Source organism: Pseudomonas sp. Tof1, from assembly GCF_055390395.1.
In genome coordinates this window covers 179,101-195,504 of sequence record NZ_AP024344.1, presented here as the reverse complement: position 1 = coordinate 195,504, position 16,404 = coordinate 179,101, and the positions used below count along the sequence as shown (strand labels likewise).

The following is a 16,404-nucleotide window of genomic DNA, read 5'->3' as shown; positions in this document are numbered from 1 at the left end:
TCCCGAAAAAATGTGAGGTATCGGCTTTTTTCTTATGGCGCATCAGGCCCGCATCCGGGCCTGAACGCTGCTGTCTTTACGTGGAGGGGGGCATGAATGGATGCGCCCTCCGGTTGACCAGTCGGGCCTCTGATGGCTCAGAGGGTGTTGCGATGTTCAGCTTGGCTTGTTGCCGGGATTTTGCAGACGGAATTTTTCCTTGCGTTCGATCTGGACCACCTGGGCGTTGTGCACGGTGATCTCGACCGCGCCGAAACGCAGGTCGCGCAAGGCGCTCTGGATCTCACGCAGAATGGTTGCTTCGTCCTGGCCGTCAACGCTACGCAGAGATGCGCTCATGGTCGTGCTCCTGAAATGAGAGTTGCCGCGGCAGTGGCGGCACTGCTTTTGGGCGTTGAGGTCATCTTAGACAGGCGCATTTATTCTTAAAAATACTATTTAAGAATTTTGATATAACTAAATTTAGATAACGAAAGAGGATGACCGTCGCATGCCGGCTCAAGGGTTGCGCGCCGTGCAGGAGCGTGGCTTTCCTGCGAATAGGCCTGCATCGGCACCGCCGATCCGGTTGAATGGCCGCCTTGCCTCGGTTCGCGGGCAAACCCGGCGCCTACAGGGGCCTGCAGAGCTGGTAGGAGCCGGCGGGCTGGCGATGGCGCCCAAACAGGCGCCCTCTGCCTCAGACTGTCGCGCAGATCTGCGGGGCATGCTGCCAATCGAGCCGCGGCGCCGGCACCGGCCGGCCGAACCAGTAGCCCTGGCCCAGGTCGCAGCCCTGTTCGAGCAGGAACCGCGCCTGTTCCTGCTGCTCGATGCCCTCGGCATGTACCCGCATGCCCATGCTCTGCGCCAGGGCGATCACCACGCGAACGATCGCCGCGTCGTCCTCGTCCCACGGCAGGCCGGCGACGAAGCCCTGGTCGATCTTGAGCTTCTGCACCGGCAGGCGCTTGAGCCGCAGCAGCGAGGAATAACCGGTACCGAAGTCGTCGATCGCCAGGCTCACCCCCAGTTCACGCAGGCGGTGCAATTGCTCCAGCGCCACTTCGGGATCGTCCATCACCGCGCTTTCGGTCACTTCCAGCTCGAGCAGCGCCGGGTCCAGGCCGGTGTCGTCGAGCACCTTCGCCACCTGCTGGTACAGTTCGCGCCGGGCGAACAGGCGGCTGGAAACGTTCACCGCGATGAACGACAACGCCAGGCCCTCGCGCTGCCACTGGCACATCTGCTGGCAGGCCTGCTCCATGACCCAGGCATCGATTTCGGCGATCAGCCCGGTGCGCTCGGCGATCGGAATGAATTCGCCGGGCGAGACCAGCCCACGCTGCGGATGCTCCCAGCGCACCAGTGCCTCGACCCCGACCAGGCGGCTGCCCTGCAGCTCGTGCACCGGCTGGTAGTACACCCGCAACTCGCCCTGCTCCAGCGCTCGGCGCAGCTCGCCGGCCATTTCCACCCGGTGCTGGGCATGGGCGGTCAGTTCCTCGGTGTACAGCGCGTAGCCCTCACGGCCGGCGCTCTTGGCCTTGAACAGCGCCGAATCGGCGTTGCGCAGCAATTGTTCGGCGTTCAGCGCATCGCTGGGGAACAGGCTGATGCCGATACTGGCATTGATGAACAACGAGTGGCCTTCGAGCTGGAACGGCTCCCTGAGGCCTTCGATCACCCGCTGGGCCAGGGCTGCGGCCTGGACCACCTGCGGGCAGTTCTCGGCCAGCACGGCGAATTCGTCGCCGCCCAGGCGCGCCAGGCTGATACCGGTGCCGAACAGGCCCTGCAGGCGCTCGCCCACCGCCTTGAGCAACTGGTCGCCGATGTTGTGGCCGAGGCTGTCGTTGATGATCTTGAAATGGTCCAGGTCGATCAGCAGCAGGGCGCAACCGCGCTTGTGCACCTGCGCCGAGGCCAGGGCCTGGGCGGCCCGGTCGGAGAACAGCAGGCGGTTGGGCAGGCCGGTCAGCGGATCGTAGTGCGCCAGCTGGCTCAACTCGTGCTGCGAGTTCTTGATCGCGCTGATATCGGAAAACACCGCGACGTAGTGACTGAGCTGGCCGTGATCATCGCGAATGGCCCGGATGGTCTGCCACTGTGGGTAGATTTCCCCGCTCTTGCGCCGGTTCCAGATCTCGCCGCTCCACTCGCCGCTGGCCTCCAGGGCCTGGTAGACCTTCTGGTAGAACTCCGCCGGATGGCGCCCGGACTTGAACAGGCTCGGCCGCTTGCCGAGCACCTCGGCCTCCTGATAACCGGTAATGGCGACGAACGCCCGGTTGACGTGGACGATCAACCCCTCGCGGTCGGAGACCAGCACCCCTTCGCGGGTACAGTCGAACACCGCCGCGGCCTGGCGCAGGCGCTCGCGGTCTTCGCCCGCATCCGCCGACTGCTGTTCCCGGGCGGCCTGGACAAACCGCTGGTAACGCGCATGGATCAGGAAAATCAGCACCGCACTGACACTGACCCACAGGTAGCCGCGAACGATCTGCCACTGCACCAACTGCTCGGGCTCATCGAAAAAACTGCTCAACAGCTGCTGGCTGAGCTGGATCCAGAGGATCGACAGCAACAGGTACAACACCCCCGCCTTCAGAGCATTGCGGTATGAACTTGCCATAAGCGGTGCTAATTCCCTCTAGAAATGCCAAATTGCCCTACAAAACGGCCGGAATTATAGAGTAAGAAACATCCCGGCACTCTTATCTGAAACGGCGACTGGTTTTCTCTGGTGGCTCGGTGATAATGCGACGGCTGTTCTTTACTTTATCGAGGGCCATACAGCCTATGTGGTACAACGGTTTTCTTGACCTGTCAGCCTGGCAACTGGTGGCGGTCACCCTGTTGATGACCCACGTGACGATTGTCGGCGTCACGGTTTACCTGCACCGCTATTCGGCCCACCGCTCCCTGGAACTCAACGGCGGTCTCAAGCACTTCTTCCGTTTCTGGCTGTGGCTGACCACGGCACAGAATACCCGCGAGTGGACCGCGATCCACCGTAAACATCACGCAAAATGTGAAACCGTCGACGATCCCCACAGTCCGGTGATCCTCGGCCTCTCCACCGTGCTGCGCACCGGTGCCGAACTGTACCGGGCCGAGGCGGGCAACGCCGAGACCCTGCGCATCTACGGCAAGAACTGCCCGGACGACTGGATCGAACGCAACCTCTACAGCCGCTACAAGCTGCTGGGCGTAGCCCTGATGGGCCTCATCGACCTGCTGCTGTTCGGCGCCATCGGCATCACCATCTGGGCGATCCAGATGATCTGGATCCCGTTCTGGGCCGCCGGCGTGATCAACGGCCTGGGCCATGCCGTCGGCTATCGCAACTTCGAATGCCGCGACGCCGCCACCAACCTGGTGCCCTGGGGCATCCTGATCGGCGGCGAGGAACTGCACAACAACCACCACACCTACCCCAACTCGGCCAAGCTCTCGGTGAAAAAATGGGAGTTCGACCTGGGCTGGGCCTGGATCAAGGTCTTTTGCCTGCTGCGACTGGCCAAGGTACAGCGTGTCGCGCCGATCGCCCATCGGGTCGAGGGCAAGGGCCACCTGGACATGGACACCGCCATGGCGATCCTCAACAACCGCTTCCAGATCATGGCCCAGTACCGCAAGCTGGTGATCGGCCCGCTGGTGAAACAGGAACTGGCCAAGGTCGATCATTCGGTACGCCAGAAATTCCACCGGGCCAAGCGCCTGCTGTCGCGGGAAACCAGCCTGCTCAGCGACAAGCACCAGTTGCGCATCCAAGGCATGCTGGAGCACAGCCAGGCGCTCAAGGTAATTTACGAGAAACGCCTGGCCCTGCAACAGATCTGGGTCAAGACCAGCTCGAATGGCCACGACATGCTCGCGGCGATCAAGGACTGGGTGCACGAGGCCGAGGCCAGCGGCATCCAGTCGCTGCGCGAATTCGCCAACCAGCTGAAAACCTACTCGCTGCGCCCCAGCGCCGCCTGACACCGCTGATCGGCGCGCCTCGCTTCGAGGCGCGTCGTTCGGAACTTAGCGACCATTCCTCTATCTCAAATGCACTTCGCCAGACAGGCGGATTGTCAGTGTCGTCGTGCCTGAAAGCGGCGCGGCCCACCTTCTGAGATGTGTGCCGATGGTGATAAAAAAACCGCAACCGTCCTTGCTCCAACAGTGGCCGGAGGCCGCTGAAACCCTGCTTGCGCTGGTCCATGCGCAAGGCGAGGTCGCGCGCCTGAGCGAGCGCGAACAGTTGTTCAGCTCCCTGCTGGTCAGCGTCAACGCGGTGCTCTGGGCCTTCGACTGGGAGGCGCGGCAAATGCTCTATGTCAGCCCGGCCTACGAGCGCATCTTCGGCCGTTCGGCCGGGCTGTTGCTGGCCGACTACGACGAATGGCGCAACAGCATCTACCCTGACGACCTCGACCACGCCGAGCGCAGTCTGGCCGAGGTGCTGGAGAAAGGCGCGGTGGAAGACCGCGAATACCGCATCATCCGCGCCGATGGCGAAATCCGCTGGCTCAGCGACAAGTGCTTCATCAGCCGTCACGCCGAACCGGGCCAGCGGGTGATCGTGGTCGGGATCGCCGAGGACATCACCGAGAAGAAGGTCCTGGAAGACGAATTGCAGCGCCTGGCCACCACCGACGTGCTGACCGGCAGCAGCAACCGCCGGCACTTCTTCGAATGTGCCCATCGCGAGTTCGAGCAGGCCCGGCTACAGGATTCGCCGCTGGCGTTCCTGCTGCTGGATATCGATGACTTCAAGCTGATCAACGACACCTACGGCCACCCGGCGGGCGACCAGGTGCTGCAGCGAATCGCCGAGACCGGCCGTGCGGCGTTGCGCAGCGGCGACCTGTTCGGGCGGATCGGCGGCGAGGAGTTCGCCGCCCTGCTGCCCGGCTGCGCCCCGGACATGGCCATGGCGATCGCCGAGCGCCTGCAGCGGGAGATTCAGCGCCTGGCGTTCAACCACGACGGGGAAAACTTCGGCACCACCGTCAGCCAGGGGCTGACCAACCTGACCGCAGAGGATCAATTGCTCGACAGCCTGTTCGCCCGGGCCGACGGGGCGATGTACCGGGCCAAGCGCCAGGGCAAGAACCAGATCGTGCTGGCCTAGACCCGGCGCCCACAGGTTCGGGGCTACACGAGCGCCGGTCAGTTCTTGCGCAGCCGCGTCAGGTCCGCCAGGCCGATCTTGAGCAGCCTGGCGGCACGGCTCCTGGCCACTTCCTCGATACTCTGGCTGGGCGTCAGGTGCGCCAGCTGGGCCGCCAGGTTCATCGATAGCGCCTCGCGGGAATACACCCCGCCACCAAGCTGGTAGACCGCCGCAATCAGCTCGCGCAGCTCCAGCGGCAGGCGCCAGCGGGTGCGCAGCGCCGAACCGTAGCTGGCGCCCAGCGCGAACAGCGACTCGCCGATCTGCTCGTCATCCAGCTCGCCGCCCGCCTGCCGCCATTCCTGCAGGCAACGCAACAGGGCCAGGTCGCCCAGGCGATGCAGCAGCCCGGCGCAATAGCAGCGCTCCTGGTCGAGGTCGTACATCCGCGCCAGGGTCCGGCCGTACTCGGCGGTATGCAGCGACAATTGCCAGTAGCGCTCGGCGTAATCGGCCAGCGCGGCATCGCTGAGCTTGGCGCTGCGCTTGAGGCTCAGGCCGAGGATCAGGTTCATGCTTTGCGCCGAACCGAGGCGCTGCAGGGCCTGGCCCAGGGTCTGCACGGCGCTGCCGTGATGCTGCGCCGCGCTGTTGGCGGCGGCGATCAGCACCGCGGTGATCTGCGGGTCGGTGCCGATTTCCTGCTCCAGCTGCTTCAGGTCGAGGCCGTGGGGGTTGAGGCTGCGTTTCACCGCGACCTGCACGTCGGCCATCAGCGGTGCGCCGTCCGATTGCTCGCGGCGGCGTTCGAGGAAGGTCCTCAGGTCCATGCCCGGCGCCAGGGCCGGCACTTCACAGAGGACGCTCTGCCCGGCATCGAGCAGCAGGTCCTGCAGGCGCTGGGTCAGGCCATCGACATTCAGCGGCTTGGTCAGGTAGGCGGTAGGTTGCAGCGGCAGGGCCTCGCGGACGCTGGCAACGTCGCTGCGCGAACTGATCAGAATGAACGGCAACAGGGGAGAACGTTTTTTCTGGCGCATGCTGTAGAGCAGGCTCAGGCCATCGACCCCCGGCAACTCGCGGTCGGCAATCACCAGGTCGAAGGCTTGTTCGGTGAGTTGCTGCAGGGCGTCCTGGCCGTTGGCGCAAAGGGCCAGTTGTGCGTCGCAGCGCACGGTCAGCAATACCTGTTTCAACAGGTCCCGCGCCCAAGGGTCCGCCTCGGCAATCAACACACGGGGTACAGCAGGTAAATCCAAGGCAGTCATCTTGCACTCTCCGAGGGCAGTCCTGACACATTAGTCAAAACTGACCGGCAGGTACAACCGCCAGCCCCCGCAACCGGCCGTCGTGACACAAAAAAACCCGCCGAAGCGGGTCTTTTTGTCCAGCCCATCACCCGGCTCAGAGTTCAGCGAAGCACTCTTCGATGATCGCCAGGCCCTTGTCCAGTTGCTCGTCCGGCGAGGTCAGCGGAACCAGCACGCGCAGGACGTTGCCGTAGGTGCCGCAGGACAGCAGGATCAGGCCCTTGTCACGGGCCTTGGCGACGATCTGCGCGACGGCTGCCGCGTTCGGCTTGTGGGTGTCGCCGTCGTCGAACAGCTCGACCGCGATCATCGCGCCCAGGGCACGCACATCACCGATCACCGGGTACTTGGCCTGGATTTTCTTCAGACCGGCCACCAGGCGCTCGCCGACCGCCTTGCTGCGGTCCAGCAGCTGCTCCTCCTCGAACACTTCCATCACGGCCAGGGCCGCGGCGCAGGCGATCGGGCTACCGGCGTAGGTGCCGCCCAGGCCGCCTGGAGCGATGGCGTCCATGTACTCGGCCTTGCCGCACACGCCGGCCAACGGGAAGCCGCCGGCGATGGACTTGGCGAAGGTAGTCAGGTCAGGCGCGACGCCCATCTGCTCCATGGCGAAGAAGGTACCGGTACGACCGGCGCCGGTCTGCACTTCGTCGGCGATCAGCAGGATGCCGTGCTGGTCGCACAGGGCACGCAGGCGCTTCATGAACTCTTTGGGCGCAACGTAGAAACCGCCTTCGCCCTGTACCGGCTCGATGATGATCGCGGCGATGTCACGTGGCTCGGCGTCGTTCTTGAAGATGCGCTCGATGCTGGCGATGGAATCGTCAATGCTCACGCCGTGCAGTTCGTTCGGGTACAGCGCGCGGAAGATGCCGCCTGGCATCAGGCCCATGCCGGCCGAGTAGGGCACGACCTTGCCGGTCAGGCCCAGGGTCATCATGGTACGGCCGTGGTAGGCGCCGGTGAAGGCGATCACGCCAGCGCGGCCAGTGGCGGCACGGGCGATCTTCACGGCGTTCTCGACGGCTTCGGAACCGGTGGTGACCAGCAGGGTTTTCTTGGCGAAGTCGCCTGGAACGCGGGCGTTCACTTTCTCGCACAGTTCCACGTACGGCTCGTAGGCCAGGACCTGGAAGCAGGTGTGGGTCAGCTTGTTCAGTTGCTCGGTCACCGCGGCGATGATTTTCGGGTGCACGTGACCGGTGTTCAGTACGGCGATACCGCCAGCGAAGTCGATGAACTCGCGGCCTTCGACGTCAGTCACCGTGGCATTCTTCGCCGAGTCGGCGAAGATCGGGTGGATCTGGCCGACGCCGCGTGGAACGGCGGCCTGGCGGCGTTGCATCAGGGATTCGTTGGTCTTGCTCATATTGTCCTCATTCACCGCTCATCGGGCGGCGTGGTTCAAGGATGACGCGGCAGGGAGAGCACTGCACCAGCATACGATGATCGACTGGCACAGGGTTCCGGCCACATTGAAGTGACGTTTGAAACGCGACAGGAGCAGCGCTCTCGTGCCCCTGTCGCCGAAGCATCCGACCGGGTTAGACGCCCAGGCAGAGGTATTTGATTTCCAGGTAGTCTTCGATGCCGTACTTGGAACCTTCGCGGCCCAGGCCCGAGGCCTTGATACCGCCGAACGGCGCGACTTCGTTGGAGATCAGCCCGGTGTTGACGCCGACCATGCCGTACTCCAGTGCCTCGGCCACGCGGAACACACGGCCCAGGTCACGGGCGTAGAAGTAGGAAGCCAGGCCGAACTCGGTGTCGTTGGACATCGCGATGACGTCGGCCTCGTCCTTGAAGCGGAACAGCGGTGCCAGCGGACCGAAGGTTTCTTCCTTGGCCACGGCGGCGTTGTTCGGCACGTTGACCAGCACGGTCGGCTCGAAGAAGTTGCCTTCCATCGCGTTGCCGCCGGTCAGCACGGTAGCACCTTTGCTCAAGGCGTCGGCGATGTGCTCCTTGACCTTGGCCACGGCCTTCTCGTCGATCAGCGGACCGGTGGTGGTGCCTTCTTCCAGGCCGTTGCCGATCTTCAGCTTGGCCACCGCCGCCTTCAGTTTCTCGGCGAAGGCATCGTAGACACCTTCCTGCACGTACAGGCGGTTGGCGCAGACGCAGGTCTGGCCGTTGTTGCGGTACTTGGAGATGATCGCGCCCTCGACCGCCTTGTCCAGGTCGGCGTCGTCGAACACGATGAAGGGCGCGTTGCCGCCCAGTTCCAGGGACACCTTCTTGATGTCCTGGGCACATTCGGCCATCAGCTGGCGACCGATTTCGGTCGAACCGGTGAAGGACAGCTTGCGCACGATCGGGTTGCCGGTCAGTTCGCCGCCGACTTCGCCGGCGCTGCCGGTGACCACGCTGAACACGCCTTGCGGGATGCCGGCGCGCTGGGCCAGCTCAGCCAGGGCCAGGGCCGAGAACGGGGTCTGCGATGCGGGCTTGAGCACCATGGTGCAACCGGCGGCCAGGGCCGGGCCGGCCTTGCGGGTGATCATCGCGGCCGGGAAGTTCCACGGGGTGATCGCGGCGGTGACGCCGATCGGCTGCTTGATCACGATCAGGCGCTTGTCCGGCTGGTGGCCGGGGATCACGTCACCATAGACGCGCTTGGCTTCTTCGGCGAACCACTCGATGAAGGAGGCGGCGTAGGCGATTTCGCCCTTGGCTTCGGCCAGCGGCTTGCCCTGTTCGAGGGTCATCAGGCGGGCCAGGTCGTCCTGGTTCTCGATCATCAGTTCGAACCAGCGGCGCAGCTTGTTGGAACGCTCCTTGGCGGTCAGGGCACGCCAGGCCGGCAGGGCCTTGTCGGCAGCCTCGATGGCACGGCGGGTTTCGGCGGCGCCCATCTTCGGCACGGTACCCAGGATTTCGCCCGTGGCCGGGTTGTTGACCTTGATCGTCTGACCATTGTCCGCGTCGGCCCATGCCCCGTTGATGAAGGCTTGCTGGCGGAACAACTGGGTATCTTTGAGCTGCATGTAGGCTTTCCTTAACAGCACCGCGCACGCGCGGAGCGAATTATTGATTGTAGAAAGGCGCCTTGGGGGCTGCCGTCAGGAAATTCATTCACCGGGCCGAAGCACATAAATAGCGCACATGCGATCGATGTGCGGTTCAGCACCCAGACAGGAGCGTTTGAAATCTCAAACGAATCCTAGGAGCAATGGGGTCAAAGGACAATAGTCTGTTCGAAAAAAAGAACGAGAATAGACCACCGGCGGGGATTTTTCTGATCAACGTCATCTTGGGCCCGGCGCTGCGCCTGGCAGCACGGGGCCCGCCAGACAATCACTTGGACTGGAAGGATTTCAGCACGGTCAGCAGGCTGGTGAGATTGTCGGAAACCCCGGTCTGCGCGATTTTCTCGTTGGCACCGGCGGCCGCGGTCGTGTCCAGGCTGTAGATCTGCATCACACCCTGGGTGGCGGCCGCCTGGGCCAGGGTGTTCTGCTGTTGCTGGGTACTCACCGCATTCTCGAACAGGATGCCGGTGGAATGGGCCATGGACTGGTAGAGGCTGCCCAGGGCCATGGCGGGTGCTTCGGCCACGGTCTGGACGTTCGACTGGGTGACGGCATCCGTGATCTGCGGGTTCACTTCGGTCATGATCTGACTCCTTGTGCTGGACGATAGGGCCTGTTGCGAATGTCGTTCACTCGGAAGACGTGCGTTCGCAAAGATGCGCGCTGAAGCGGGCAATGCTCTGGTCGATGCGCTCGATCGCCCCGGTCACCGCCTCGGCGTCCAGTACCCCGGTGGCCGCGGCCACTGCGGCGGCGCCACTGACCAGCAGGTGAGTGTTGAGCGCGCCCAGGGCGCTTTCGTTGGCCGCATCGAGATCATCCTTGAGAATGCTCTCGGTCATCTGCCTTAGCAATACCCCCTGGGAAGCCAGGGCCAGCTTGGTGACCCCGTCGAAGTAGCTGGCCGCCGACTGCGCGACCAGGCCGCTGGCCTGGCGGGTCAGCAACTCCGGACCCAGTGCCGACAGCGCCGGCACCTGGGCCGTCAACTGGGCATTGATCAGGTTCACCGCCTCGACGATCTGCCGGTTCAGGGCCTCGTTGCCGATGCCGGCGGCGGCCTGCTTTAGCAACTGTTCGTTGAGTTCTCCCAACAGCGCCGATGCCGTTGCCGCCGGATCCTGCGCCGAGTGTTGCTGGGCGCCAGCCTGGTCCTCGCTGCTCATGAGCGCCCTCCTACCGCGAGAATCTGCTGCACGGCGGACGCCACCGTGGCATTGCCGATGATGTTCAGCGCCTGCTGTTGGCTGACCGCATTCTGCAGGGCCAGGCTGACCGCGTGGCTGCTGACCTGGCAGAGCGAAGCGATCGCCGTGGCGGGCGCGCTACCGACGACCTGGACGTTCGACTGGGTGACCGCGTCGGTGATTTGCGGGTTGACGGTGGACATGCCTCTCTCCTGGAAGTGACGACAACGAGGAAAACGCTCGGCGAACCCGTAGCAGGAGAACGATAGATCAGTTGCGCCAAAGCGCCAGAAAGCGCCCTGCCGGGGAATCCGTGCCACTGGCGTGCAGGAAAATGAGCCGCCGGGACAGGATAAGGTCGACGGCTGAAAACCACCGTGGACGCCCAAGGCCGAGATAGGTATGATGGCGCCCGCACAAGCACTCGTAGCTCAGCTGGATAGAGTACTGCCCTCCGAAGGCAGGGGTCGTGGGTTCGAATCCCGCCGAGTGCGCCATCTTTCGAAAATGCCCTGGATCGTCGATCCGGGGCATTTTTGTTTTCAGGGTACCGACAGCGCTCAGCCATCTAGGCGACTCGAATGAAGAACACCACGATCCGCTGCGAATCCGGCACCCGCTGCAAACCGGCGACCAGCTTCACCAGCCGCCCCTGCTCCAGCGCCTCCCTGGCCGGTCGCAGCCTCTCGCTGTAGCCGATCGAACGGGTATCGACCAGCCGGCGCAGCCAGTCATCCGTCAGTTGCAGCGGTGCCCCCCGGGAACGGAACAGCTCCAGGGCATCGGTACCGGTCCACTTGAGCAGGAGCAGGTAACGGTGCTCGGAACCCGGGTGGGTGCACTCCAGGTTGACCGAGATGAAGGAGCGGCCCTTGGGTACCTCGTTGACCACGAAACCATGGCGCAGGAGCACGTCTTTGACGGCGCGCTCGGCGTGCAGGGACAGGTCCATGACGCGGTGCCGTCCCTCGACATCGAAAAAGCGCGGGTTGATGACGTGGGAAGGCTCGAAGTCCAGTCGGGAAAAGCCCGCCTCCCCCTCCGGCAGACCGATACGAAAGAGCCGTCGGGCAGTTCGGCCGTCCAGCTCCCTGAACAGCACATGCAGGTCCACCCCCCGGGTACCCCAGGTCTCCAGCGTGCGCTTGAGCGCCACCATGCGGCTGGCAGTGACTGCCGTGCCGCCGCCGGTGTCGGAACGCTCGATCAGTCGATTGAGCGTACGGACCCGGCTGTCCGCGGTCATGCGCCTGGTGAGGGGTTCGAGCAGCTCTCGTCCGGGAGCGTCGAACAAGGGCGCGCGTGGCGTCCAGATGCCGGTTCGTGGGTCGAAACTCACCGGGATCGGCTGCTGGTCCAGGTGGGACCACCAATGCTCGAATTCGCTCAGCGCCAGATCGGCCAACGGGCCAGGACGCCTGATGAAAACGATCTCGGGCTCGATGTCCGAGCCATCGGCCAGCAGTTCGAAATAACGATCGTCGAGCTTCAACAGGCGGGCATCGCTGCCCCGCCGTCGGTACAGGTCCTGGCCTGTCGGCAGCTCCACGACTTCGTCCTCGGCCAGTGCCAGGCCCCAGTTCCTCCAGTGCGTGGATGACACGGCCGGACGGCGGCTCATCCACTCCGGTCGCAACATCGGAGCAGGTGCCGGCGCGGGGCTCGGCCTCGTTTCCCAGGGCCGGTGGAAAGGGCTGCGACTGGGCCCCGGTTGCGGTTCGGGGGCGTCGGCACGCAACAGGTGCTCACCCGACTCGCGGATGTACAGGATCAACTCGTTCGGCTGTGCGGCCGTGCGCTTCAGGCGCAGGACCTGCTCGCCCTTGGGCCGGTAGACCTCATAGCGATGCACGCCGTCGCTGATGAACTGCACGCCGTTTTTCACCTGGCTGCCGGCGTTGGTCGGGCCGTGCAGGCGTACCCCATCATCCCCGGCGATGTTCGCCGCATAGCCCGGCAGTGGCGGTGCGGGACGGCTGCCCGCATCGAGCCTTTTCAGCGCGGCTGCGCCCTTGCCATATAACGTGCGGCGCCGACCGATGCTTCTCAGCGCCGCCCGTGCCCAGTTGCCCAGGGCGGCCCGTGCCGGCCGGGCGCCTGCGGCCAGCGGATAGACGATCGGGGCGACATCGATGAGGGTCATGTGCACCGCCTTGAACAGCTCGAACGCATCGCGCGGATCACCACTGCGGGAGAACCGGCGCAAGGCCGCGGCACTATCGTGGACGTCGACGGCGATGCTGGCGATCGGCACCACCGACAACACCCTCAGCCAGTACGCCGTGCGCTGCTCGTGCTCATGCACCTCGCGCTGCTGCGCCAGTTGCCAGCTGGAGTTCGAGACCACCCTGGCGCGCTGCTGCGCCTGCAGCACGAGGGCGTGGGCGAGGATCAGCGCCAGGTCCGAACGCGGGGTCTTCTCCAGGCGCAGCCAATGCCCGGGATTCTGCCCGATCTCGCGCAGGACTTCCTGCCTGAGCGCCTCGGGTCCCGGAAAAGGCTGCTCCACCTCGCTGTTCCACCAGCTCCGGATGACCTTGAACAGCCAGCCAGGTCTGGCCGTCAACAGCGGCTCGGCCAGCGCAGCGGTCGTCGCCGGCGCCAGGCCAGCGTCCGGGCAGGCCATGGCAGGCGTCCGCTCGGCGGGGTACTGCGCGATGACCTCTGCCGCCCAGCCCACCGCCAGGCGCTGGGCGATATCCCCAGCCCGTTGCAACGCCTGCCCACCGTCGACCAGCGCCCGCTGCGCCGCCAGCAGATCCGGGTACTCGGTCAGCACCTGGGCATGGGGCGCCCCCGGCAGGTAGACCACGGTCATGCCGGACACCCTGTCGCGGATCGCCACGGCATTGCCGACATGCCGGGCCTTGGCGAAGGCCCGGCCGGCGAAGGTGATGAAGTACAACTCCGGTGCCGGAGCGTCGTGGCGCGGGTTCGCGACAGGTGTGTCGTTCAGGGCCTGTTCGAACAGCCGCGCGGCCTGCTCACCGAGCCCCTGTTGTCGCGCGCTGAACAGTTCCAGGCGAGCCCGCTGGCGAACCAGACGATCCAGCAGTGCCCGCTCAAAGGCCGGCACCGCTTCGCCGCGGGGGTCGTCGACACCGTAGAAAGCCTGCTGGATCAATGTGTCGTACTGCCCGCCCAGGTCCAGGGCGGAGATGGTCGAGATCAGGTAGTCCGGCGTCAGGCGCTGCTGCCACGCGGAGTCCAGGATCCGCCCCTGCTGCAGCCGCAGTCGGGTGCCGGGCGCTTGCGGGTCGAGGTTCTCCAGGGCCAGTTGCAGGAAACTGTAGCGGTGCCGTTGCTCGCTGACCACCGTCTTCGGGCCGGCCCCTCCGACCGGATTCTCGGGATGCCCGACCCACACCCGCTCGACGCTGTCGGGCAGGTCGAACAACGGCTTGTCGATCTCCAAGCCCGGATGAAGGCCGTCCTGCCTGAGCCGCTCGATGAGCTTCCCGCGGGCGAAGTCATCCAGGTCCGGCAGACGCTGTTCCAGGCGCCGGGTCAGGGCCTGCGCGCTCAGTTGACAGGACCTCAGCAGGCGAGCGTACTGCTGGCGCCTGCCGAACGTCGCCTGCGCCAGCCAGGCGGGCAGCTCACGGGCCTGGGCCGCCGTCAGTTGCAGGGCGGCGATGTTCTCCAGCGCCTGCTCACGGGCGTCATGCTCCGGGACATTCAGGCTCTGCTCCAACTCATGGGCGAGCATCTGCAACGAGCTGCGCGCATCGCCGATTTCCGAGAAGGGTCGCAGCCCGCCTTCGATCGCCTGGCAGAGCCGCAGGTGCTCGCGGATCTGCTGTCGCAGCCCGTACCGCACGGCATCCGCGGCGATGACCCGGTAATGCACGGGCACCCGCGCCCCTGGAGCCAACTGACGCAGCCAGTCGCGCAGCGCGCCGCGCCGGTCACGGGCAATCAGCGGCCAAAGGGTCTCGCATTCGGGGTCGAGCAGGGTCAGGCCCAGTTGCTGCGACAGGCTTTCGAGGTTGACGAACACGGCCAGGCCACCCAGCCGGCCTGGCACGAACAGCCATGTCGCGGTGTTCAGTTGCGGATCCGCCAGGGCCTGACGGGTGGTGATGATGCAGGCCCCGGTCAGCGCCCAGGACGAATCCTCAGGTCCCACCGCAATGCCTGCCACCTGGGTATCGAGCGCCGTTCGCGACGCAGCCGGAAGGACATCGAGCAGACGCTCCAGCTCAGGTTGCTCGATCAGCCCGAGCTGCCGTTGCATCCGCGCCTCATGCAACAGGGCCTGGCAGTGACCATCGAGCAGCCTGTCGGTCAGCTCGACACCCTGCTCGTCCTTGCCGCTCCAGAATGCTGGCCGGGCATAACTGTCACGGTCCCGCAGCAGTTCACGGACACGGGCCACCTGCCGCAGCCACGGCTCATGATCGTCCAGTAACGCCTTGGGCTGCGAGCCTGCATGTTGCTCGAACAGCTTGAGCAGGCCGCGCTCCTGTTCGCGAACCTTGCCTTGCCGCAGACGCAGGGGAATGTCGGCGGCCAGGCTGCCAAAGGTGATCGCCAGCATCCCGTGCCGTTCATCACTGCGCAGCAGGCGTGCGAGCAGCGGGCGAATCGCCGGCAGGTGGGCCAACGCGCCACGGGTCTGCTGCATGGCCTCTATGGCCTGCAAGGGTTCCAGGCCTGCGCTGTCGGTCGACAACTGCGGCAACAGGCGGGCCGTATTGAGCTGCAACGCAGCGGCCCACTCGCTGGCCAGTTGCGTTTCCAGTCGGGCCAGGGCGCTGTGGGCCAGGGCATCGTCGGCCAGTGGCGCACATTCCAGGAAACCATAAGGCAGGGCGGTAGGATCCGCCGGGGCAAACAGCTGGTGACGTTCCTGCAGCGGCAGCAGCTGCCAGGCTGAATAGTTGCCCGGCGCATTGAGGTGCGTTGGCAGTTCGCGCTGCAGTTCGGCCAGGTTGGCGAACTCGAAGAACTCCTCGGCCACCCCCGGTACGTAGACGATCTGTCGACCGGACAGCTCGCTGCCCGAACTCCACAGGTGCAGGGCGCCACTGAGCCTGGGGGCAACCTGGCCGACACCCGGCCAGACCAGTTCCGACACCGCCAGTTTGGCCCAACGCCCGCCGGCAAGTGCCCGGGCCTGGGCCGACGGTGTGTCCAGCAGGCCCATCAGCATTGCCGTTGCCGCCGGGGACAGCACGCCAAGGCCATGGGCAAGCAACACCTTGTCGTGAAACAGCCGCTTGTGCAGCTCGACCAGCCGCTCCCGGCGGGAAACGTGGCTGCCCTGCGCCGGCTGCTGCCAGTAGTGGAGCAGACTGGCGGCGATGCTGGAGGCCAGCCCCAAGGCCTGGAGGCGTGCCAGGATCTGATCGGGTGTCAGTGCCAACGGGCTGTCCGGCTCGCCAGCCAGTGTCAGCCGCGTTCCCGTTTGCAGGGAGAGGAATGGATTGCGCAACATCGACAGGGCGAGTTGTATCAGGCTGCGTTCCGTCTGCCCACTTTCCCGGCCCGCAGGAGCGCTGAACAGCAGGCGCTGCGGATCATGCCCAAAGGCTTCGCGCAGCAGTTGCCCGAGCACGACATCGATCTGCGGTGCCCGCTCCAGCAGTCGCCCGAGTTCGCGTTGGCTATCGAGACCGCGCGTCAATGCCGCCTGGAGCCGATTGAGCGACAGGCTGGGATGCCGCGAAGCGGCCAGGTGCTTGAACAGTCGCTCTTCGAAACGCTTGAGCAGCAGGTTGTCGGGCACCGGCAACACCGCCGCCCGAGCCGTGCTGGCCGGGTCCTGCTGGAGGCTCTCCATG

11 protein-coding genes and 1 tRNA gene are annotated in these 16,404 nt (G+C 65.1%); 3 read left to right on the top strand and 9 right to left on the bottom strand.

Annotated features, from left to right (window positions below):
• Window positions 1-156: 156 nt before the first annotated feature.
• Both oscA and dibA read right to left on the bottom strand, forming a co-directional pair.
• Window positions 157-339: a sulfur starvation response protein OscA gene (oscA, locus tag ACZ5KU_RS00865; protein ID WP_007941032.1), complete on the bottom strand. Its 183-nt coding sequence runs from the start codon at window positions 337-339 to the stop codon at window positions 157-159.
• Window positions 340-679: 340 nt separating this feature from the next.
• Entirely contained in the window at window positions 680-2,614 is a 1,935-nt protein-coding gene (gene dibA / locus ACZ5KU_RS00860; RefSeq protein ID WP_054058212.1) for a phosphodiesterase DibA, read from the bottom strand.
• 167 nt (window positions 2,615-2,781) lie between these two features.
• On the opposite strand from dibA, the gene desA reads away from it, so the two are divergent.
• Both desA and ACZ5KU_RS00850 read left to right on the top strand, forming a co-directional pair.
• A complete protein-coding gene (desA, locus tag ACZ5KU_RS00855) occupies window positions 2,782-3,966 on the top strand; it encodes a delta-9 fatty acid desaturase DesA (protein ID WP_054058211.1) in 1,185 nt (394 codons plus the stop codon).
• Between the two features lie 148 nt (window positions 3,967-4,114).
• Complete coding sequence (locus ACZ5KU_RS00850; RefSeq protein ID WP_054061973.1) at window positions 4,115-5,104, top strand: GGDEF domain-containing protein; 990 nt, start codon at window positions 4,115-4,117, stop codon at window positions 5,102-5,104.
• A 38-nt stretch (window positions 5,105-5,142) separates the two neighbouring features.
• On the opposite strand, the gene ACZ5KU_RS00845 is transcribed toward ACZ5KU_RS00850, so the two are convergent.
• The 6 genes from ACZ5KU_RS00845 to ACZ5KU_RS00820 all read right to left on the bottom strand — a co-directional run bounded on the left by ACZ5KU_RS00845 (window position 5,143) and on the right by ACZ5KU_RS00820 (window position 10,821).
• Window positions 5,143-6,354: an HDOD domain-containing protein gene (locus ACZ5KU_RS00845; protein WP_464736727.1), complete on the bottom strand. Its 1,212-nt coding sequence runs from the start codon at window positions 6,352-6,354 to the stop codon at window positions 5,143-5,145.
• 136 nt (window positions 6,355-6,490) lie between these two features.
• Window positions 6,491-7,768, bottom strand: coding sequence for a 4-aminobutyrate--2-oxoglutarate transaminase (gene gabT, locus ACZ5KU_RS00840; RefSeq protein ID WP_054058208.1), 1,278 nt, complete (start codon window positions 7,766-7,768; stop codon window positions 6,491-6,493).
• Between the two features lie 175 nt (window positions 7,769-7,943).
• Window positions 7,944-9,386, bottom strand: coding sequence for an NADP-dependent succinate-semialdehyde dehydrogenase (gene gabD, locus ACZ5KU_RS00835; RefSeq protein ID WP_054058207.1), 1,443 nt, complete (start codon window positions 9,384-9,386; stop codon window positions 7,944-7,946).
• Window positions 9,387-9,696: 310 nt separating this feature from the next.
• A complete protein-coding gene (locus ACZ5KU_RS00830; RefSeq protein ID WP_054058206.1) occupies window positions 9,697-10,014 on the bottom strand; it encodes a RebB family R body protein in 318 nt (105 codons plus the stop codon).
• Window positions 10,015-10,060: 46 nt separating this feature from the next.
• The gene (locus ACZ5KU_RS00825; protein WP_054058205.1) at window positions 10,061-10,597 is read right to left on the bottom strand and encodes a hypothetical protein; all 537 of its coding nucleotides are present in this window, start codon (window positions 10,595-10,597) and stop codon (window positions 10,061-10,063) included.
• Entirely contained in the window at window positions 10,594-10,821 is a 228-nt protein-coding gene (locus ACZ5KU_RS00820) for a RebB family R body protein (RefSeq protein WP_054058204.1), read from the bottom strand. The genes ACZ5KU_RS00825 and ACZ5KU_RS00820 overlap by 4 nt, the downstream gene beginning before the upstream one ends.
• 217 nt (window positions 10,822-11,038) lie before the next feature.
• Between ACZ5KU_RS00820 and ACZ5KU_RS00815 the strand changes: the two genes are divergently transcribed.
• Window positions 11,039-11,115 (top strand) — tRNA-Arg (locus ACZ5KU_RS00815).
• 71 nt (window positions 11,116-11,186) lie between these two features.
• Here ACZ5KU_RS00815 and ACZ5KU_RS00810 read toward each other — a convergent pair.
• The gene (locus ACZ5KU_RS00810) at window positions 11,187-16,403 is read right to left on the bottom strand and encodes a dermonecrotic toxin domain-containing protein (protein ID WP_464736726.1); all 5,217 of its coding nucleotides are present in this window, start codon (window positions 16,401-16,403) and stop codon (window positions 11,187-11,189) included.
• Window position 16,404: the final 1 nt, after the last annotated feature.